Source organism: Reyranella sp. (genome assembly GCF_004297405.1).
In the GTDB taxonomy this organism is placed as follows: domain Bacteria; phylum Pseudomonadota; class Alphaproteobacteria; order Reyranellales; family Reyranellaceae; genus Reyranella.
In genome coordinates this window covers 889,817-908,861 of record NZ_SCVC01000006.1, presented here as the reverse complement: position 1 = coordinate 908,861, position 19,045 = coordinate 889,817, and the positions used below count along the sequence as shown (strand labels likewise).

20 protein-coding genes are annotated in these 19,045 nt (G+C 65.3%); 17 read left to right on the top strand and 3 right to left on the bottom strand.

The annotated features are described in order from the left end of the window. On the top strand, positions 1-3,174 hold the full coding sequence (locus tag EPO50_RS06895) for a DUF3971 domain-containing protein (protein ID WP_296342295.1): 3,174 nt from the start codon (positions 1-3) through the stop codon (positions 3,172-3,174). Positions 3,175-3,208: 34 nt separating this feature from the next. Here the strand turns inward: EPO50_RS06895 and tyrS are convergent, their stop codons facing one another. Continuing rightward, positions 3,209-4,462 (bottom strand): tyrosine--tRNA ligase, encoded by a 1,254-nt coding sequence (gene tyrS / locus EPO50_RS06890; protein ID WP_296342293.1) that lies wholly within the window; start codon positions 4,460-4,462, stop codon positions 3,209-3,211. 99 nt (positions 4,463-4,561) lie between these two features. Here tyrS and EPO50_RS06885 point away from each other — a divergent pair, with 99 nt between their 5' ends. Further along, positions 4,562-5,677, top strand: coding sequence for an anhydro-N-acetylmuramic acid kinase (locus EPO50_RS06885; protein ID WP_296342290.1), 1,116 nt, complete (start codon positions 4,562-4,564; stop codon positions 5,675-5,677). On the opposite strand, the gene EPO50_RS06880 is transcribed toward EPO50_RS06885, so the two are convergent. Next, on the bottom strand, positions 5,674-6,348 hold the full coding sequence (locus EPO50_RS06880) for an alpha/beta hydrolase (RefSeq protein ID WP_296342289.1): 675 nt from the start codon (positions 6,346-6,348) through the stop codon (positions 5,674-5,676). The two genes, EPO50_RS06885 and EPO50_RS06880, sit on opposite strands and share 4 nt — an antisense overlap. A gap of 237 nt (positions 6,349-6,585) precedes the next feature. Here EPO50_RS06880 and EPO50_RS06875 point away from each other — a divergent pair, with 237 nt between their 5' ends. From EPO50_RS06875 to EPO50_RS06825, 11 genes are all read left to right on the top strand, one after another. Then, positions 6,586-7,062: an Rrf2 family transcriptional regulator gene (locus EPO50_RS06875; protein ID WP_296342288.1), complete on the top strand. Its 477-nt coding sequence runs from the start codon at positions 6,586-6,588 to the stop codon at positions 7,060-7,062. Between the two features lie 14 nt (positions 7,063-7,076). Further along, positions 7,077-8,210 (top strand): cysteine desulfurase family protein, encoded by a 1,134-nt coding sequence (locus tag EPO50_RS06870; protein WP_296342287.1) that lies wholly within the window; start codon positions 7,077-7,079, stop codon positions 8,208-8,210. Positions 8,211-8,228: 18 nt separating this feature from the next. After that, positions 8,229-9,467: an IscS subfamily cysteine desulfurase gene (locus EPO50_RS06865; protein WP_296342286.1), complete on the top strand. Its 1,239-nt coding sequence runs from the start codon at positions 8,229-8,231 to the stop codon at positions 9,465-9,467. A gap of 54 nt (positions 9,468-9,521) precedes the next feature. Then, entirely contained in the window at positions 9,522-9,929 is a 408-nt protein-coding gene (gene iscU / locus EPO50_RS06860) for a Fe-S cluster assembly scaffold IscU (RefSeq protein ID WP_020695587.1), read from the top strand. 21 nt (positions 9,930-9,950) lie between these two features. Beyond that, positions 9,951-10,361 (top strand): iron-sulfur cluster assembly accessory protein, encoded by a 411-nt coding sequence (locus EPO50_RS06855; protein ID WP_296342281.1) that lies wholly within the window; start codon positions 9,951-9,953, stop codon positions 10,359-10,361. 9 nt (positions 10,362-10,370) lie between these two features. Further along, positions 10,371-10,883: a Fe-S protein assembly co-chaperone HscB gene (hscB, locus tag EPO50_RS06850; RefSeq protein ID WP_296342278.1), complete on the top strand. Its 513-nt coding sequence runs from the start codon at positions 10,371-10,373 to the stop codon at positions 10,881-10,883. After that, positions 10,880-12,775 carry a Fe-S protein assembly chaperone HscA gene (hscA, locus tag EPO50_RS06845; RefSeq protein WP_296342277.1) on the top strand — a complete coding sequence of 632 codons (1,896 nt, stop codon included), beginning with the start codon at positions 10,880-10,882 and terminating at the stop codon, positions 12,773-12,775. Before hscB ends, hscA begins: the two co-directional genes overlap by 4 nt. A gap of 25 nt (positions 12,776-12,800) precedes the next feature. Then, positions 12,801-13,136: a ferredoxin family 2Fe-2S iron-sulfur cluster binding protein gene (locus EPO50_RS06840; RefSeq protein WP_296342275.1), complete on the top strand. Its 336-nt coding sequence runs from the start codon at positions 12,801-12,803 to the stop codon at positions 13,134-13,136. Between the two features lie 15 nt (positions 13,137-13,151). Next, on the top strand, positions 13,152-13,358 hold the full coding sequence (iscX, locus tag EPO50_RS06835) for a Fe-S cluster assembly protein IscX (protein ID WP_296342273.1): 207 nt from the start codon (positions 13,152-13,154) through the stop codon (positions 13,356-13,358). A gap of 79 nt (positions 13,359-13,437) precedes the next feature. Next, positions 13,438-14,022, top strand: a complete 585-nt coding sequence (locus EPO50_RS06830) for a hypothetical protein (RefSeq protein WP_296342271.1) — start codon at positions 13,438-13,440, stop codon at positions 14,020-14,022. 45 nt (positions 14,023-14,067) lie between these two features. Beyond that, entirely contained in the window at positions 14,068-14,592 is a 525-nt protein-coding gene (locus EPO50_RS06825; RefSeq protein WP_296342270.1) for a glycine zipper domain-containing protein, read from the top strand. Positions 14,593-14,610: 18 nt separating this feature from the next. Here EPO50_RS06825 and EPO50_RS06820 read toward each other — a convergent pair whose 3' ends face one another. Next, positions 14,611-15,060 (bottom strand): nuclear transport factor 2 family protein, encoded by a 450-nt coding sequence (locus EPO50_RS06820; RefSeq protein WP_296342268.1) that lies wholly within the window; start codon positions 15,058-15,060, stop codon positions 14,611-14,613. A gap of 66 nt (positions 15,061-15,126) precedes the next feature. Here EPO50_RS06820 and mnmA point away from each other — a divergent pair, with 66 nt between their 5' ends. The 4 genes from mnmA (at position 15,127) to EPO50_RS06800 (ending at position 18,984) form a co-directional block, all read left to right on the top strand. Further along, positions 15,127-16,254 (top strand): tRNA 2-thiouridine(34) synthase MnmA, encoded by a 1,128-nt coding sequence (mnmA, locus tag EPO50_RS06815; protein WP_296342265.1) that lies wholly within the window; start codon positions 15,127-15,129, stop codon positions 16,252-16,254. After that, the gene (locus EPO50_RS06810; RefSeq protein ID WP_296342263.1) at positions 16,254-16,616 is read left to right on the top strand and encodes a VOC family protein; all 363 of its coding nucleotides are present in this window, start codon (positions 16,254-16,256) and stop codon (positions 16,614-16,616) included. Before mnmA ends, EPO50_RS06810 begins: the two co-directional genes overlap by 1 nt. 147 nt (positions 16,617-16,763) lie before the next feature. Then, positions 16,764-17,675, top strand: coding sequence for a tripartite tricarboxylate transporter substrate binding protein (locus tag EPO50_RS06805; protein ID WP_296342261.1), 912 nt, complete (start codon positions 16,764-16,766; stop codon positions 17,673-17,675). Between the two features lie 37 nt (positions 17,676-17,712). Further along, entirely contained in the window at positions 17,713-18,984 is a 1,272-nt protein-coding gene (locus tag EPO50_RS06800) for an alkaline phosphatase family protein (protein ID WP_296342259.1), read from the top strand. Positions 18,985-19,045: the final 61 nt, after the last annotated feature.

Genomic DNA, 19,045 nt, shown 5'->3' with positions numbered 1-19,045 from the left:
TTGGCACGCTCGCTCAAGCGAGTCACCATCGTCAAGAACCGGGAAGAGTCGGTTTTGGTCAAGCGAACCTATCGGGTCTGTGTCCGTGCTGTGGCCGGTGTCGTGCTGGTTCTGGCTGCGCTGGTCATTGTGGCCGCGATTCGCCTGTCGGCCGGCCCGGTCGATCTCGACTTCCTGAAGCCCCAGATCACGCGACTGATCGACGTGCCGGGCAATGAGATTCGCCCCGAGTTCGACCGTCTCGCCTTCGAGTGGACCGGCATCAGCGAGCCCATGAAACTGGTTTTCCATGGACTGCGCTTCGCCAACGGCCAGAACCAGATCATCGCTTCGGCGCCGGATGCGGCGTTGACCTTCGAGCCCCGGTCGGTCTTTCAGGGCGTCTTCCTGCCGACCACGATCGTGGTCGAGCGACCGGTCATCGAGGCCGACATCGCCCGCGACGGCGGCGTGTTCAAGCGCATCTTCACGTCCGATTCAGGGGGCGCGCAGGGAGAGGCGGTGTCGATCCTGATCGACCAGCTTCTCGCCGAGCCGAACTACAAGTCCCTGATGGGCCAACTCGACTCGGTGAAGGTGGCGCAGGCAAAAGTGACCTTGCGAGACTTGAGGTCGGGCCTGGTCTGGACGGCGCCGGCGGCGAATGCCGAACTGAGGCGCGATGCGGCCGGCGTGTCGATCAAGGCCAATGCCCGATTCATCGGGCATGGCGACCCGGTCGATACGTCGCTCTCCGGAGTCTATACGCGCGACCGCAGCCGCATCTCCGTCGAAGCCGGGATCGACGGCTTCAAGCCTTGGGTGTTTGCCGACCTGTCGCCCGATCTCGTGCTGTTGCGCGGTGTCGACGTCAAGTTGTCAGGCCGCATGCAGATCGAAGCGACCGGGCAGGGCGAAATCCGGACCGTTGGCGTGGACATTACCGGTGGTGCAGGCAACGTTACCCTGCCGGGTATACTGCAGGCGGCGCACGAGGTGCGCGGCTTGACGGCTCGCTTCTCCGTCGACACCACCCAGCACACGGCCAATATCGACAAGGTCGAGATGGATTTTGGCGCCGCCAGGATTCTCGTTACTGGCAGTGGCACGCGGACCTCTGACAGCCGTACGTTCGCTGGCCGGGCCGAGATCCGGCAGATCCCGATCGACAAGCTCGGCGACTACTGGCCGCTGGAGTTCGCGACCGGCGGCCGGGAATGGGCGATGACGAACCTCAGCAAGGGAGCTCTGGACGTTGCTGCAGAGTTCGCGCTGAGTTCACCGGTCGATGACATCTCAGCCATGAAGGTCGACCGGCTGGTCGGCCTGCTCGACTACGGCGGCATGACCGTACGGTACATGCCGCACATGCCCGAGCTGCAGGACGTCTCGGGCAAGGCGCGTTACGAGAACGGGACCTTGCGCTTCGATGTGGAGCGGGGCAGCGCTGTCGGCCTGAAGGTTACCGATGGCACCATCGAACTTGCTGCCCTCGACAGCGCGCCGCCGCAGACGGCGACCTTGCGCCTGCCGATCACAGGCTCGGCGCAGGATGTCATCCGTTTCCTGGCGCGGCCCAAGCTCGGGCTGTCCAAGGACGTGCTCTACGACCATCGGCGATTGGGAGGCGAGGCCGCGATCGACCTGTCGCTGAGCTTCCCGCTCATCAACGCACTCGCCGTTTCCGATATCGACATCAAGGCCGACGCGACCCTCACGTCTTTCTCGTTGAAGGACGTGCTGGGCGAACTCGATCTCACCGATGCCACGGCGCGCCTGAAGTATGGCGACTCCGAATTCAATGTTGCGGGGCAGGGCAAGCTCGACGGCAATGCGATCGAACTCACCTGGCGCGAGATGTTCGCGGCCAAGGCGCCATTCCGCCGTCGCTACGACGTCAAGGGTACGGTGAATGCCGGGATCGTCGCGAAAGCGGGCTTTCCTTCGGTCGACGCCTTCATGTCCGGCCCGATCGGCACGACGCTGTCCTATCAGGTCGCGACCAACAACACGAGTGAGGTGGTAGGCCGCTTCGACCTCAAGGGGGCCAAGGTCTTCGTCGAACCACTCTCCCTCACCAAGGAGGCGGGCGCCGATGGTCTCGCCAATCTGACCCTGAAGCTCGCTCCCGGCGGCAAGCTCACCGCGGCTGAGTTCGAGGGCCGCGGTGCCGGCCTGCAGGCCAAGGGCCAGGCGCGTTTCGGTCCCGACAATGTGCTGCAACAGGTCACCATGCAGCAGGCCAAGCTTGGCCGGTCTGACCTATCCTTCGATTGGAAGCGCGTCCCTGGCGGGGTTGAGGTGGCCTTGAAGGGGCAGTCGCTGGAATTGGCGCGCGTGCAGGAAGCGCTACGCGCTCGCAACGAGATCGCAAAGCGGGAGCCCAAAGGCCCGGCAGCCGACGCACGCGCCAGCACGAAGATGACGATCCAGATCCAGGACGTGATCCTGAAGCACGGCTCGCTGGGGTACCTCAACGGCCGCTTCGAGATGATGGGCGATCGCGTGACCTTCGCCGATCTCGGCCTGGGTGGTGGCAAGGGCTCGACCTTCCGCGTGACGCCGGGACAATCTGGCCGCACGCTCTTCCTCTATGTCGCAGACTTCGGACAGCTCCTGTCGCAGGCCGGCTGGATGGACGGGCTGGTCAACGGCTACCTGCACATCGAAGGGAAGTTCAACGATCTCTGGGCGGATCCGCCGCTCGACGGCACTTTGAAGATGGGCCCCTATCGTCTGCAGAAAGTGACGCCGCGCGCGGAGATCGGAACGCTCAATGCCGCCATCGACGGGTTGAACAGTGCAGGCAACGCGCTGCAGCAGTTCGACAGCTTGAGCGCCAACGTTTCCAAGGCGGCCGATCGCATCCAGATCCGCAACGGCCGTACCAGCGGTCAGTCGATCGGGCTTACGACACAGGGCACCGTCGATATCGGTAACGATACGGCGCAGCTCTACGGCGTGATCGTGCCGGCGTTCGCGCTGAACAATCTTCTGTCGAATGTACCGCTGCTGGGGCCGTTGCTGACCGGCGGTAAGGACGGCGGCCTGTTCGCCATCTCGTATCGGCTGCACGGCCGGTTCGACGATCTCAAGAGCGACGTCAACATGATGTCGGCCGTGACACCTGGCGCTCTGCGCGAGATCTTCAACACGCCGCCGACCGATACATCACAGGCGCCGCCACCCCGCTAACCGGGAGATGTGACTGACGCGCTGATGCCGCGGCTCAGACCGCGCGCACCAGTACGTGCCGCTTGCGGCCGGCCGAGAGCTTCAGCGTGCCCGATGAATCGAGATCGCCTTCGCCCACCGTGGCCGTATCGCTGGCGATCGGCTTGTCATTCAGCCGTGCGCCGCCACCCTTGATGAGCTTGCGCGCCTCGTTGCGGCTTTCCACCAGACCAGCATCGTGCAGCAACTCGAAGGCGGGGATGCCTGCCTTGAGCTTCGCGCGCGCCATGTCGATGGTCGGCAGTGTATCGGCCTTCGTGCCTTCCTCGAACGTACGGCGCGCCGTCTCGGCGGCGCTCTCGGCCGCCTGCTTGCCGTGCGCCAGCGCCGTCACTTCGGTGGCGAGGATCTTCTTCGCCTCGTTGATCTCCTGGCCCTGCAGCGCTTCCAGCTTGGCGATCTCCGACAGAGGCATGTCGGTGAACAGCCTGAGGAAGCGGCCGACGTCGGCGTCCTCGGTGTTGCGCCAGTACTGCCAGAAATCGTAGGGCGACAGCCGGTCGGGATTGAGCCACACCGCGCCCGCCGCCGTCTTGCCCATCTTGGCGCCCGATGCGGTCGACAGCAGCGGCGAGGTCAGAGCGAACAGTTCGGCGCCTTGCATGCGGCGGCCGAGGTCGGCGCCCATGACGATATTGCCCCATTGGTCCGAGCCGCCCATCTGCGCGATGCAGTTGTAGCGCTTGTGCAGTTCCACGAAGTCGTAGGACTGCAGGATCATGTAGTTGAATTCGAGGAAGGTGAGCGGCTGATCGCGATCGAGCCGCAGCTTCACCGAGTCCATGGTCAGCATGCGGTTGACCGAGAAGTGCCGGCCGACGTCGCGCAGCAACGGGATGTAGAGCAGCCCGTCGAGCCAGTCGGCGTTGTTGGCCATGACGGCCTCTGTCGGGCCGTCGCCGAAGGTGAGGTAGTTCGAGAAGCTCCGCTTGATCGTCGCCATGTTGGAGTCGATCTGGGCCGTCGTCAGGAGCTGGCGCGTCTCGTCGCGGCCCGAGGGATCGCCGACCTTGGTCGTGCCGCCACCCATCAGCGCGATCGGCCGGTGGCCGCTCTTCTGCCACCAGCGCAGCAGCATGATCTGCAGCAGATGGCCGATATGGAGCGAATCGGCGGTGCAGTCGAAACCGATATAGGCGGTGCGGACGCCGCTCGCGAGAAGCTCGTCGAGGCGCTGGGCGTCGCTGCACTGATGCACCATTCCGCGCTCGTGCACGATCCGCATGAAATCCGACTTGAAACCAGACATTTCGCCGCCTGTTACCGCTTGGCTCGTTTGTTCATGGAGGGTCGTGGATGTAACATGAGCGCATCAGTGCCTCAACGGAGCCGTCGGGTCCGCATGTCGATGAAATCGTCCCCGACGACATTCGCCAAGGTTGCCGCCGAACGGCCGTTGCGCGCTCTCGGCCTGATGAGCGGTACGTCGGTCGACGGTGTCGACGTGGCCCTGATCGAGACCGACGGGGAGAGCATCGCTTCGTATGGACCCAGCATCACCGTTCCCTATACTGACGACGTGCGCCGCACGATCCGTGCAGCCTTTGGCGCGGAGCAGGCCTCCGAGGCGACACGCGCTGCCGAGCAGGTGGTGACGGAGGCTCATGCCGATGCTGTGCGGCGCTGGTCGAAAGAGCAGGGCATACCGCTCTCCACGATCGATCTCGTGGGCTTCCATGGCCAGACGATCACGCACCGTCCGGAGCGGCGCTTCACCTGGCAGATCGGCGATGGTGCTGCACTGGCGCGTGCGCTCGGCGTGCGCGTGGTCAACGATCTGCGGACTGCCGATGTCGCGGCAGGCGGGCAGGGCGCACCGCTCGTGCCAGCCTATCATGCGGCCCTCGTGCGCGATCTGCCACGGCCGCTTGCCGTGGTGAACATCGGTGGAGTCGCCAACGTCACTTGGGTAGGCGCCGATGCGTCGCTGCTCGCCTTCGACACCGGCCCCGGCAATGGGCCGATCGACGATTGGTGCGCGCGTCGTGCCGGTCAACGCTACGACAAGGACGGCACCTTGGCGGCATCGGGCAAGGTCGACCGTGCGAGGCTCGAACGCTTCAGCGAGCATCGCTATTTCGGGCGCACGCCACCCAAGTCGCTCGACCGTGGCGATTTCAACGATGCCTGGGCAGAAGGGCTGAGTGTTGCCGACGGCGCGGCCACGCTGACGCGCGGCACGGCGCGCGCCATTGCCTTGGCCGCCCGGCACTTCCCCGCGCCCGTCCTTCGATGGGTGATCTGTGGTGGTGGCGCGCGCAATCCGACGTTGTTGCGCGCGATTGAGGATGAGACGCACGGCAAGGTCGTGACGGCCGCCGATCTCGGCTGGGACGGCGATGCGCTCGAGGCGCAGGCTTTCGCTTTCCTGGCCGTGCGATCCTTGCGCGGCCTGCCGCTCACTTATCCGACGACCACCGGCGCGCCGCGTCCGATGACGGGCGGCCGGCTCAGCGAGCCTTAAGGCTCTTTGTTGCTCGTCGCACGGCCGGGTGGATTGAGCAGGCTCTTGGCGACGTACCGGTCGACATCTATGGCGAGCTTGTCGAGCGAGTCGTGGAAGAAGTGGTTGGCGCCCTTCACGGTGCGCGACTCCACGGTGATGCCCTTCTGCAAGGAGAGCCGTGCGACCAGCTTCTGGATGTCAGCCTGCGGCACCACCTCGTCACGCTCCGCACCCACGATCAGGCCCGAGGAGGGGCAGGGTGCGAGGAACGCGAAGTCGTAAGAGTTGGCAGGCGGCGCCACCGAGACGAAGCAATCGATCTCAGGGCGGCGCATCAAGAGCTGCATGCCGATCCAGGCGCCGAACGAATAGCCCGCGATCCAGCACGACTTGGCATCGGCGTTCATGCTCTGCAGCCAGTCGAGTGCGGCTGCTGCGTCGGACAGCTCACCCATGCCGTTGTCGAAGCGGCCCTGGCTGCGCCCGACGCCGCGCGTGTTGAAGCGCAACACTGAGAAGCCGCGATTCACAAAAACGTGGAAGAGCGAGAACACGACCTTGTGGTTCATCGTTCCGCCGTATTGCGGATGGGGATGGAGGATCAGCGCGATCGGCGCACGTTCTTCCTTGCTCTGGTGATAGCGGCCTTCGAGGCGACCTTCGGGGCCGGTGAACATCACATCAGGCATGGAGACTCCGGTTTTTCACCCTGTTGACCTCCGGTCGTAACCGATTTGGGGCGTTGAATGGGGGGGATTCTTGATACTTGACCGACTTACTCGGATTATTTAAATCCGAGCTACGCAGTTGGTTTTTCCCCGAACCCCGACTTGAGGGGTCGGAATATCTTAGTAACGCCTTGGTTTTCAAGACCTTTAGGCGTTCGGTAACGCAAGGCCGGGCGATCCGGCCATGAGGAGGATGCTGTGAAGCTCAGCACCAAGGGTCGTTACGCCGTTATGGCGATGGTCGATCTGGCGCGCCACGCCCAGGCGAAGCCGGTTTCCCTGTCGGATATTGCCACCCGGCAGGAGATTTCCCTGTCCTATCTCGAACAGCTCTTTGCCCGGCTGCGGCGTGCCGGCCTCGTGAAGAGCGTGCGCGGTCCCGGCGGCGGCTACCGTCTGGCCCGCTTGTCGATGGAGACCCGGGTCTCCGAGATCATTCTGGCGGTCGACGAGCCGATCAGCGCCACCCGCTGCACCGAGATGGGTGCCACCGGCTGCCGCGCCGACCGCAGCAAGTGCCTGACCCACGATCTGTGGGAGGAGCTGGGCAACCAGATCCATATGTTCCTGAGTTCGGTCACCCTGCATGACGTGCTGGAGCGCAAGCTTGCGCCGCGCATCATCGAGGCGCCGGGCGTCCCCGGTTCTGAATCGTCGATGGCTGCCGCCAGCTAGGAACTGCCTGGATCATGGCCGCGTCCGCGTACCTCGACCACAACGCCACCAGCCCTCTGCGGCCGGCTGCGTTCGAGTCGATGGTCGAAGTGCTGCGTGCCGGCGGCAATCCGTCGTCCGTCCATGCAGCCGGGCGCAAGGCCCGCGCCGTCGTCGAGGCGGCACGCCGTCAGGTGGCCTCGCTCGTCGGTGCATTGCCGACCGAGATCGTTTTCACCTCGGGAGGGACGGAGGCCAATAGCCTGGCGCTTTCTGGTGCTGGCCGCCGTCGCGTACTGGTTTCGGCCGTCGAGCACGACAGTGTGCTGCGGGCCGTACCCGGCGCAGAGATCGTTGGCGTGGATGGCAACGGCGTCGTCGATCTGGTGGCGCTGGAGCAGGCGCTGGCTTCGTCCGGAGACGAGCCGGTCCTGGTATCGGTCATGTTGGCCAACAATGAGACCGGCGTGCTGCAACCGATTGCCGAGGCCGTGCGTCTGGCGCGCGGCGCCGGCGCCCTCGTGCACTGCGATGCTGTTCAGGCGGCCGGCAAGGTCCCGGTCGATGTGCACGGGCTCGGTGTCGACTATCTCAGCCTGTCCGCTCACAAGATCGGTGGTCCGACCGGTGTCGGCGCGCTGATGGTGCGCAATGGCGCGCCCTTCGCGACCGACCGCAGGGGCGGCGGGCAGGAATCCAATCGCCGCGCCGGCACGGAGAACGTGGCCGGGATCGCAGGCTTCGGCGCGGCCGCCCAAGAGGCTGGCAAACAGGCCGCCGAGGGGCTCGACCTCGCCGGCTGGCGCGATCGAATCGAACTTTCTCTTGTCCAGATTGCGCCGCAGGCGCGTATTTTTGGCGCCTGCGCGAAGCGGATCACAAACACGAGCTGCATCGCCATGCCAGGAGTACCGGCCGAGACGCAGGTCATGGCGCTTGATCTTGCCGGCGTCTATATCAGTGCCGGAGCGGCCTGTTCCTCTGGCAAGGTCCAGCGCTCGGCCGTCCTGGCGGCTATGGGCGTACCGGCCGAGGAGGCCGCGACCGCCGTCAGAATTAGCTTGGGCTGGAACACCGAACTGGCCGATATCGAGCGCTTGATCACCGCCTGGCGGGACCTATATATCCGAGTGACACAGTCGGATATTTCTCAGGCTGAAGCAGCGTAGGAGTATCAAGGGGTTAGCATGACAGCCATTACCCAAATCCGGCGCAACGACCAGCCGATCTACCTGGATTACCAGGCTACCACCCCCATGGATCCACGGGTCCTGGAAGTGATGATGCCTTACTTTACCCACAAGTTCGGCAATCCCGGCTCGCGCAGCCACGCCTACGGCTGGGAAGCCGAGGAGGCGGTCGAGAAGGCGCGCGGCCAGATCGCCAAGCTGATCGGGGCGGACGAGAAGGAGGTCATCTACACCTCCGGCGCCACCGAATCGAACAACCTCGCGATCCGCGGCGTGGCCGAGTTCTACAAGGATCGGAAGAACCACATCATCACCACGGTAACGGAGCACAAGTGTGTGCTCGATACCTGCCGCCATCTCGAGCAGCAGGGCTTCGAGGTCACCTATTTGCCGGTCCAGCAGAACGGCCTGCTCGACCTCGACGTGCTGCGCGCGGCGATCACCGACAAGACGGTGCTGGTCTCGGTGATGGCCGTGAACAACGAGATCGGCGTCATCCAGCCGCTGGCCGAGATCGGCAAGATCTGCCGCGAGCGCAAGGTCTTCTTCCATACCGATGCCGCCCAGGCGGCCGGCAAGATCCCGCTCGATGTCGAGGCGATGAACATCGACCTCATGAGCATCTCGGGTCACAAGATCTATGGCCCCAAGGGCATCGGCGCGCTTTACGTCCGCCGCAAGCCGCGCGTGCGGCTGGTCGCCATGATCTATGGCGGTGGCCAGGAGCGCGGCTTCCGTTCTGGCACGCTGCCGACGCCGCTTTGCGTTGGGCTGGGCGAGGCCTGCGAGATCGCGATGAAGGAGATGGGCGTCGAGGCCAAGCGCCTGGCCAAGCTCCAGGAGCGCATGCTGAAGGGGCTTCGGGCCAAGCTGACGGATATCGTCGTCAACGGCGACCTGGAGCAGCGCATCCCCGGCAACCTCAACATCTCGTTCGCCTATGTCGAAGGCGAGTCGCTGATGATGGGCATCAAGAACCTCTCGGTGTCGTCCGGTTCGGCTTGCACTTCGGCGTCGCTGGAGCCCAGCTACGTGCTGCGGGCGCTGGGCGTCGAAGAGGAGATGGCGCACACCTCGCTGCGCATCGGCCTCGGGCGCTTTACGACCGAGCATGAGGTCGACACAGCCGTCGACGAGCTGGTGCGCCACGTCACCAAGCTGCGTGAAATGAGCCCGCTCTGGGAGATGGCCCAGGAGGGGATCGACCTGAAGTCGATCGAATGGGCGGCCCACTAGTTTTACCGATGCGCGGCCTTTTGGGGCGTCGCGCTGAGATTTGAGGAGAGTGTCATGGCCTACAGCGAAAAGCTGATCGACCACTACGAAAACCCGCGCAACATTGGGTCGCTCGACAAGAACGCCGAAGATGTCGGCACGGGTCTGGTTGGCGCTCCGGCCTGCGGCGACGTGATGAAGCTGCAGATCAAGGTCGGCCCGGACGGGCTGATCGAGGATGCCAAGTTCAAGACCTTCGGCTGTGGCTCGGCCATTGCATCGAGCTCGCTCGTCACCGAATGGGTGAAGGGCAAGACGATCGACGAGGCCGAGACGATCAAGAACACCGACATCGCACGTCATCTGGCGCTGCCGCCGGTGAAGATCCACTGCTCGGTCCTGGCTGAGGACGCGATCAAGGCGGCGATCGCCGACTATCGCGCCAAGGCCCAGAAAGAAGAGCCGAAAGAAGCGGCCGAGTAGCCAGCAGTCGGAGCAGAGTTCATGAGCACGACCACGGATACGGCAAAGCCTGCCGCACCACCCGCCGCGTCCGGTAGCGCCCCGAGGCCGCGCCGTCCGCGCCCGCAGGTGATGACGGTGACGCCGCTTGCCGCCGAGCGCGTCAAGGCGCTGATCGATGGCCGCGGCAAGCCCACGGTCGGTATCCGCATCGGCGTGCGCAGCAAGGGCTGCTCGGGCATGAGCTACACGCTCGAATTCGCTGACAAGCAGGAACCGATGGACGAGGTGGTCGAGAGCGGCGGCATCAAGCTGCTGATCGACCCCAAGGCGTCGCTGTTCCTGATCGGCACCGAGATGGACTACGAGGAAGAGAAGCTGAAGTCGGGCTTCGTGTTCAAGAACCCGAACGAGAAGGGCCGCTGCGGCTGCGGCGAATCCTTCCACGTCTGAAGTCGGATCATGGATCATTTCGCGCGGCTGGGGTTGCCGGCGGCGCTGGACCTCGAGGCCGCGTCGCTAGACCGGGCCTACTTCGCTCTCCAGCGCCAGTGGCATCCCGACCGCTTCGTCGCCAAGCCACCTGAAGAACGCGCACGCGCGTCGATCGAAGCGGCCGCCCTGAACGACGCCTACCGGACCCTGAAGGATCCGCTCAGCCGCGCCGTCTATCTCGCCGAACTCAAGGGCGTGGAACTGCCCGGTGACGGCAAGACCATCGACGATCCGGATCTGTTGATGGAGGCGATGGAGGCGCGCGAAGAATTGCACGAGGCGCCCAGCAGCGAGGCGATCGATGGGCTGGCGGCCAAGGCGCGTAACGAAATGAACAAGGCGATGGCGGATCTCGGTAGTTTGTTCTTGGCAAACGACAAGTCGGCCATCAGAAAAACGCTCCTTCGCTTGCGCTATCTCGACAAGTTCGCCGAGGAAGCGCGTGCGCGGCGCATGAATATAGAACGGTCCAGAGCATGACTTTGCTGGAGATCCACGAGCCGGGTGAAACGCCCTTGCCGCATGCCGGCGAGGGATCGCTGGCGGTCGGCATTGATCTCGGCACGACCAACTCCGTGGTCGCCATCGCACGGGAGAGTGTACCCGCAGCGCTGCACGACGAGTTGGGCAAGGCGTTGGTTCCGTCCGTGGTCGCCTATCCAGCCGCCGGTGGCGTTCTGGTAGGCGATGAGGCGCGTCAGGTCGCGGCCGCCGAGCCGAAGAACGTCGTTTCCTCGATCAAGCGGCTGATGGGCCGTGGCGCCGGCGATGTCCATGCGGTGGCTGGCGTGCTGCCCTACGAGATCGAGCCGGGCACCGGCGAGACCGACATGGTGAAGCTGCGCATCGGCGGCAAGGCGCGCTCGCCGGTCGAGATCTCCGCCGAGATTTTGAAGGCCTTGCGTCAGCGCGCCGAAGAAGCGCTGGAGAAGCCGGTCGAACGGGCCGTCATCACCGTCCCGGCCTATTTCGACGATGCCGCACGCACGGCGACCCGCGATGCCGCGCGCGTTGCCGGCCTCGAAGTGCTGCGCCTGGTGAACGAGCCGACGGCGGCGGCGCTGGCCTATGGCTTGGACAAGGGTTCCGAAGGACTTTACGCGGTCTACGATCTGGGCGGCGGCACCTTCGATTTCTCCGTGCTGCGGCTGGAGAAGGGCGTGTTCCAGGTGCTGGCGACCGGTGGCGACACGGCCCTGGGTGGCGACGATCTGGATCGCGCCATTGCCGAGCGCATGCTGGCGGAACGCAAGCGCGATGGCCTTGCCGACCAGGTCGACGAAGCCGCGGTGAAGACGGCATTGGCGCTCGCGCGTCACATGAAGGAACAGCTCTCCGACCGCGATCAGACTTCGGGACGGCTCGAAATTGCAGGCACGCCATCGTTCCATGCGCTGACGAAGTCCGAGTTCGACGCGATGGCCGATGCCCTTGTCGAGCGCACGCTCGGTATCGCGCGCCATGTGCTGGACGACGCCGGCATGACGGCGGCGGAAGTGCAGGGCGTGGTGCTGGTCGGTGGTTCGACGCGCGTGCCGCTGGTGCGCACGAAGGTCGCCGGCATGATCGGCAAGCCGCCGCTCACCGACATCGACCCCGACGAGGTCGTGGCGCTGGGCGCCGCACTACAGGCCGAGGCGCTGACTGGCGGTGGCGATACTTTGCTGCTCGATGTGACGCCTCTGTCGCTGGGCCTCGAGACCATGGGCGGCATCGTGGAGAAGATCGTGCCGCGCAATACGCCGATCCCGGTCCAGTTGGCGCAGGATTTCACGACCTATCAGGACGGCCAGAGCGCCATGGCGATCCATGTCGTGCAGGGCGAGCGCGAGATGGTCGCGGATTGCCGCAGCCTGGCACGCTTCGAGCTTCTGGGCATTCCGCCGATGACGGCCGGGGCGGCGCGCATCCGCGTCACCTTTGCGGTCGATGCTGACGGCCTGCTCACGGTCTCGGCGGAGGAGCGCACGACCGGTATCGCGCAGCGAATCGAAGTGAAACCGTCCTATGGCCTCAGCCACGAAGACATGGCCGACATGCTCTACGACAGCATGGACCACGCCGAGGCCGACATGACGTTGCGGCTGCTGACCGAAGCGCGCGTCGAGGCGCGGCGCAGCCTGCTGGCCCTGGAAGCAGCGCTGGCCAAGGACGGTTCGCTGCTGTCGGGTGAGGAACGTACGGCAATCGACGAGGCCCGCGCCACCGTCGAAGCCGCGATGGCCGGCGAAAGCCGCGACGAGATCAATGCGGCGGCCGAAGCGCTGGAGACATTGTCCAAGCCCTTCGCCGAACGTCGCATGGACCGCGGCATCCGTGAGGCGCTATCGGGCCTCTCGGTCGGCGAGTTGGAAAACAGAGTCGGCGAGTAGCGAGCAAGGAGTAAGAGAGACTGAGATGCCGAAGATGACGTTCATCCTGAGGGACGGATCGCGCAAGGAAGTGGAGGCGCCGATCGGTCTCAGCGTGCTCGAGATCGCCCATCGCAATCACATCGACGTCGAAGGCGCCTGCGAGGGTTCGCTCGCCTGCTCGACCTGTCACGTCGTGGTGGAGAAGGACTGGTTCGACCAACTGGCGCCGGCCAGCGATGACGAGGAAGACATGCTCGACCTCGCCTTCGGCCTGACCCACACGTCGCGGCTCGGCTGTCAGATCCGCATGAGCGAGGCGCTGGACGGGCTGGTGGTGCGCCTGCCGGCGGCGACCCGCAACATGATGGTCGACAAGTAAGGGGGAGAGGGCGCGATGGCACGCAAGCTGCGCTGGACCGACGTCCATGACATCGCGATCGAGCTCGAGGAGAGCCATCCCGATGTGGACAATGTCAATCTACGGTTCACCGACCTTCACCGCTGGGTGATGGAGCTGCCCGATTTCGAGGACGATCCCAATCGCTCCAACGAAAAGATCTTGGAAGCGATCCAGGCCGCCTGGATCGAGGAGCGCGACTAGCGTACCCGCGAGGTACTGGTTCGACGCCGCAATTTAGTCGAAAATAGAAGCGATTTTGCTCGGTCCCCGGAGGCCGTCGATGATCGTGACAAAGGTGCGTCCTGTGCTGCTGCCACTGATCCTCGTGGCGGGGCTCGGTGCCTGCGCGTCCAATGCAGTCCAACCTGGCATTGTCCAGACGACGGCAGGCCAACCCGGCGTCGTCACGACCTCGTCGAATGTCCCACCGCCACAGGCGGCGAACTCGGCCTACACCTACAACAGTGCAGTCGCTGGACCTGGCCGTGTCGTTTCCATTCGTGAAATCGCCCTGCAGGGCGGCGGTGGCTCCTACCGAAGCAGCGGTCAGGGGACCATGACCGGCGGGCTCCTGGGGGCAGCCGCAGGTGCGGCCCTCGGCGGCGCAATCGGTCAGACGGTTGGCAGCAGCGTCGTCGGCTTGCTCCTGGGCGCCGTTGGCGGCGCTATCGCCGGTAACATCTTCGAGGGCCAGCAGGCGGCGGGACGTGGCATCGAGGTCGTGGTCCAGCGCGACGACGGCCAGAACGTCACCATAGCGCAGCGTGACGACGGCGATGTGCAGCTCGGCGACCGGGTGCAGATCGTACAGGACGGCCGGGGTGTTGCCCGGGCCGTGCGAGACACCTCCCGCGCGCCCGACTGAATGCGCTAGAGTGTTCTGAACGAGACAGTGAAAGGTCGTCATCGGATGTTTGGCAAGTGGATCGGCAAATGGGCCTTGGCCCTGGTGGTTCCGGCTGCGCTCGCGGCCAGCCTCGGCGCCTGTAACGGCAGCAGCGGCGCGGTCCAGCCAGGTGTGGTCAATACGTCGGCGCAGGGTGCCAGCTACCGCGGTGAGGTGGGACGAGTAGTCTCCATCCGCGAGGTCCGGGTGCGCGGCCAACGTGGCGGCATGAACGATGGCACGATGATCGGCGGCACGGTCGGCGCCATTGGCGGCGCGGCGGCCGGCGGAGCAATCTCCAATTCGGTGGGCGGCGCGGTCGTGGGCGGCGTGCTGGGCGCCGTCGGCGGCGCCATCGTCGGCACCGCGGTCGATCAGGAATCCACGCGCCGCGGCATCGAGATCACCGTGCAGCGTGACGATGGCCAGCGCGTGACCGTGGCGCAATACGACGACGGCGACATCCAGATGGGTGACCGCGTGGCGATCGTCTACGACCGCAACGGCGTCGCCAAGGTCGTGCGCGACACCGGTCGCCGGCGCGACTGACGGGCTGTGGCCCCGGCCTCAGACGAGGCCGTGATCCTTCAGCACTTGCTGCTCATCGCCCGTGATGTAGGCGAAGATCTCCGGTGCGCCGCCATCGGGGATGCGCAGCAGGTAGATGTTGTCGAACTCGATCTCGACCCGTTCGCCGGATTTCTTGCGGTAGCTTGACCACCAGCTCGTCTTGGCCATGGCGTGGAAATCGTCGAGGGGCGTCACCTTGAGCGCGCGTACCTCCATGCGCTCGGTGCCGATCTTCCGGTAGAAGGCATAGCCGCGCGGGATCATGAACCGCAGGAGCCAGCCGTTCCGTCCGCCGGAGACGCCGCGGGGACTGCTTCCGACGAAGTACCTGGCGAAAGCGGCGAGCGCCTTCTTGATGTCGACCTGGGGCGGGGCCTTCAGAGCGTCGTTCATACGGGCCTGATAGGCCTCGAAAAAGCGCCGGATAGCGGGTTCATGGTCGCGCATAGGTCGACGGTAACGCGTCACCGGGCCCTGTTGTTGCCGTTTCGGCGGGCCTATATAGGCCCCGTTATGGCCCGCAATTCCCTCGGTCTCGACAAGGCGCCCGGCGACACCCGCGTGGTGGTCGCGATGTCGGGCGGCGTCGATTCGTCGGTCACGGCGGCGCTGCTGAAGGATCAGGGCTATGATGTTGTGGGAGTCACCCTGCAGCTTTACGACCATGGCGTGGCGGTCGGGAAGGCGGGGGCCTGCTGCGCCGGCCAGGATATCCGCGATGCCCGCCAGGTCGCCGACCGGCTGGGCATGCCTCACTACGTGCTCGATTACGAAAGCCGCTTCCGCAACGAGGTGATGGAGTCCTTCGCCGACGCCTATGCCCGTGGCGAGACGCCGGTGCCGTGCATCGCCTGCAATCGAACGGTGAAGTTCCGCGACCTCCTGAAGACGGCGCGCGAGCTCGGCGCCGAGGCGCTGGCGACCGGTCACTATGTACGACGCGTCGCAGGTGAGGCCGGGCCGGAGCTGCACCGTGGTGCCGATCCGGCGCGCGACCAGAGCTATTTCCTGTTCGGCACGACGCGCGAGCAGCTCGACTTCCTGCGCTTCCCCCTGGGCGACCTGCCCAAGAGCGAGACGCGCGCCTTGGCCGAGCGCTTCGACCTCGCCGTCGCCGACAAGCCCGACAGCCAAGACATCTGTTTCGTGCCGAACGGTGACTATGCCTCGGTCGTCCAGAAACTCCGGCCCGAGGCGGTCGAGCCCGGCGAGATCGTCGACATGGCGGGCAGGGTGGTGGGCCGCCACGAAGGCATCGTGCGGTTCACCGTCGGGCAGCGTCGCGGCCTGGCGCTGGGTGGCCGCGAGGGTACCGACAACGATCCGCTCTATGTCGTGCGGCTGGAGCCCGCGACGCGACGCGTCGTGGTCGGTCCACGCAGTGCGCTCGGGCGAGACGAGATCGCGCTCTACGACGTGAACTGGATTGGTCCCGTGACCTCGGGAGCATTGGACGTGCAGGTCCGCGTTCGATCCAGCCAGACGTTGCGACCGGCCACCGTCGAGCTGACAGAGGCAGGCGCCATCGTGCGCTTTGCCGACCCCGAGATCGGCGTGTCTCCCGGCCAGGCCTGTGTGGTCTACGATGCCGCCACCGGCAGCCGCGTGTTGGGAGGAGGTTTCATCAAGAGGTTCGAGTGATGATGAAGTTCGATCATCTCAACCTTCCGGTCAGCAATCTCGACCGGTCACGCACCTGGTACATGTCGACACTTGGTCTCAAGGTCGAATTCGAAGTCCCCGATCGGCGGACAGTCGCTCTTCAGGACGGCGAAGGCTTTGCGATCTTCCTGCAGGAATCGGGATCGCCTGTTGCAGCGAACGGCACTGCGCTCTGGTTCCAGGTCGACGACGTCGATGCAACGCATGCCGAATGGTCGAAGCGGGGTGTTGCTTTCGCGCACGGCCCGCAGAAGGTCTTCTGGGGATACGGCGCGGAGCTGCACGATCCCGACGGCTACATCGTGCGTCTGTGGGACGCGCGTTCGATGCAGGAAAAATAGGTCACAGGCGGTTGTCATTGCCGCGTCACGGGCCGCTCCGATAAGGCCCGGATGCACGATGATCGATCCCACCGCCTCCTCACACGGCGCCAACAGCTCCGTATCGCAACCGGCCTCTTAGCTCTCGGCGCGGCACCGTCTCTCGCGATGGCGCAGCCGGCGTCCTATCCCACCAAGCCGGTCAAGCTAGTCATTCCGTATCCGCCCGGCGGCGGCACGGACATTACCGGGCGGGCGATGGCTCAGAGACTCTCGGAATTCCTGGGGCAATCCGTCGTCATCGAGAACAAGCCGGGCGCCACCGGCATGATCGGCGCGGCGAGCGTCGCGAAGAGCGCGCCGGACGGCTACACGGTCCTGTTCGGTGCGGCGAGCGAGATGGCGATCAACGCCAGCCTCTTCAAGAACATGACCTACGATCCGCGGACCGATTTCGAACCGGTCAGCCTGCTGGCGACGTTCCCGCTTGTTTTCGTTGCGCCGGCCGCGACGTCGCAATCGCTCGGTGAACTCATCGAAACGGCGCGGGCCAAGCCGGGCACCGTCAGCTACGGCTCCATCGGCAGCGGCAGCCCTCAGCATCTGGCCGCCGAACTGCTCTCGTCCATGGCCAAGGCGAAGCTCCTTCATGTTCCCTACAAAGGCTCGGGACCGCTGGTGCAGGACGCTGTGGGCGGCCATCTCAACATGGCGGTGAGCAGCGTGCCGCCGGCGGTTCCTCTCGTCAGGTCGGGCAAGCTGCGCGCACTTGCCGTGACGTCGTCGAAGCGGTCGGAACCCTTGCCCGACGTTCCGACGATGGCCGAGCTCGGCTTCCCTGGCTACGAGTTCAACACCTGGGTGGGTGTTGCCGTGCCGAAGGGAACGCCGAAGGAGATCGTGGATCGCCTGCATGACGGGCTGATCGCAGCGCTGGCCGCCAGCGACGTCCAGGCGGCCCTGCGCGACCAAGGCGCTGTTCCGGCAGGCTCGACACCCGAGCAGTTCCGGCAGTTCGTGCGCGAGGAAGTGGCGAAGAGCGACAAGATCGTTTCGGAAGCCGGCATACAGGCGGAATGACGATGGCCCCGGACGTGGCATTGCCTATCATGTCGGCATGACTTCATCGCGTCGCCGCCGGGCCATCCTGATCGTCTGCGATGGCCTCGGCGCAGAATGGATCAATGCGGAACGGACGCCCACGTTGGCGGCCCTGCAGGCCGGCCATCGCAGCGCCAGCGATCATCGCGCGGTCTTCCCGTCGGTAACGCGCGTCTCGGCGGCGTCCATCGCGACGGGCTGCCATCCGGCGCGCCACGGCCTCGAAGGCAACCAGATGGCGCTGTTCGAGGACGGCCGCCTCACCGTGCACAATGTCGGGGCGCCGTCCTTCCGGCAGACCATGCGGCAGGTCACGGGCCAGACCTTGCGCGTGCCAACGCTCGCCGAACGGCTGGCCTCGTGCGGCGGGCAGGTGGCCTATTCGAATGTTTCTCCGGGGGCTGCCTACTTCCTCGATCCGGATCATTTCGGGACCGTGCTGCATCGCGCCGGTTCCTTCGGTCCCGGTGGTGCGGCACTTACAGGAGCGGCGCATCTGGCGGTCACTCACGATCTCGCCGGTGACATCGAGATGGCGCGGCGCTTCTGCGCCGAGATCGTGCCGTCGGATGAACATGCGCTGAGCGTCCTGTGGCTCGCCAATCCCGATCTCACGCTGCATCACGAGCCGCTGGGTTCGCCCGAGCACCTGCAGGCCCTCAAGGTGACGGATGGGCTGGTGAGGGAAGTCCTCGACGCGGTGAGGGCGCACGAGGATCGTTTCGACACATTGGTGGTGGTCGGATCGGATCATGGGCACGAGACGGTCGGTCGCTCGATTCACATCGCTCGATGGCTGTCGGAAAACGGTCTGGAGGCCGAGCTGCGGCACGGCCGGATCGCCGTTGCCTCGCAGGGCACCAGCGCCTTGATCTACGCAACGGAGAAGGCGAGGCCTGCGCTCGAAGGAGTGTTCCCGCACATGCGGCACGAGCCGTGGGTCGGCGCGATCCTGACTGGCGAGATGCTGGCGGCCACGGGCCTCTCGGGGAAGATGCTGTTCGCGGCCGTCGACACGGCACGCCACGATGAGCGCAACGGCTACGGCGTTGCCGGAACACGCTGGCTGGTCGAGGACGGCGAAGGCCCGCCGGAGATCGGCTGCGGTCATCATGGCGGATTGGGACCGCAGGAAACGCGACCCTTCCTGGTGCTCGTTCATCCCGATTTTGGCCAGGGCAGGATCGAGCGCACGACCAGCCTGGTCGATATCGCCCCGACGATCCTGAGCTTTCTCGGCCAGCCTGTGGATCGCTTCGATGGCACTGCAGTTACCGCGGGACAATAACCGCACGAAAGGCCGGTTCTGGCTTTCTTGACAGGCCGCCGCGGGGCCGCATAAAAGCGCG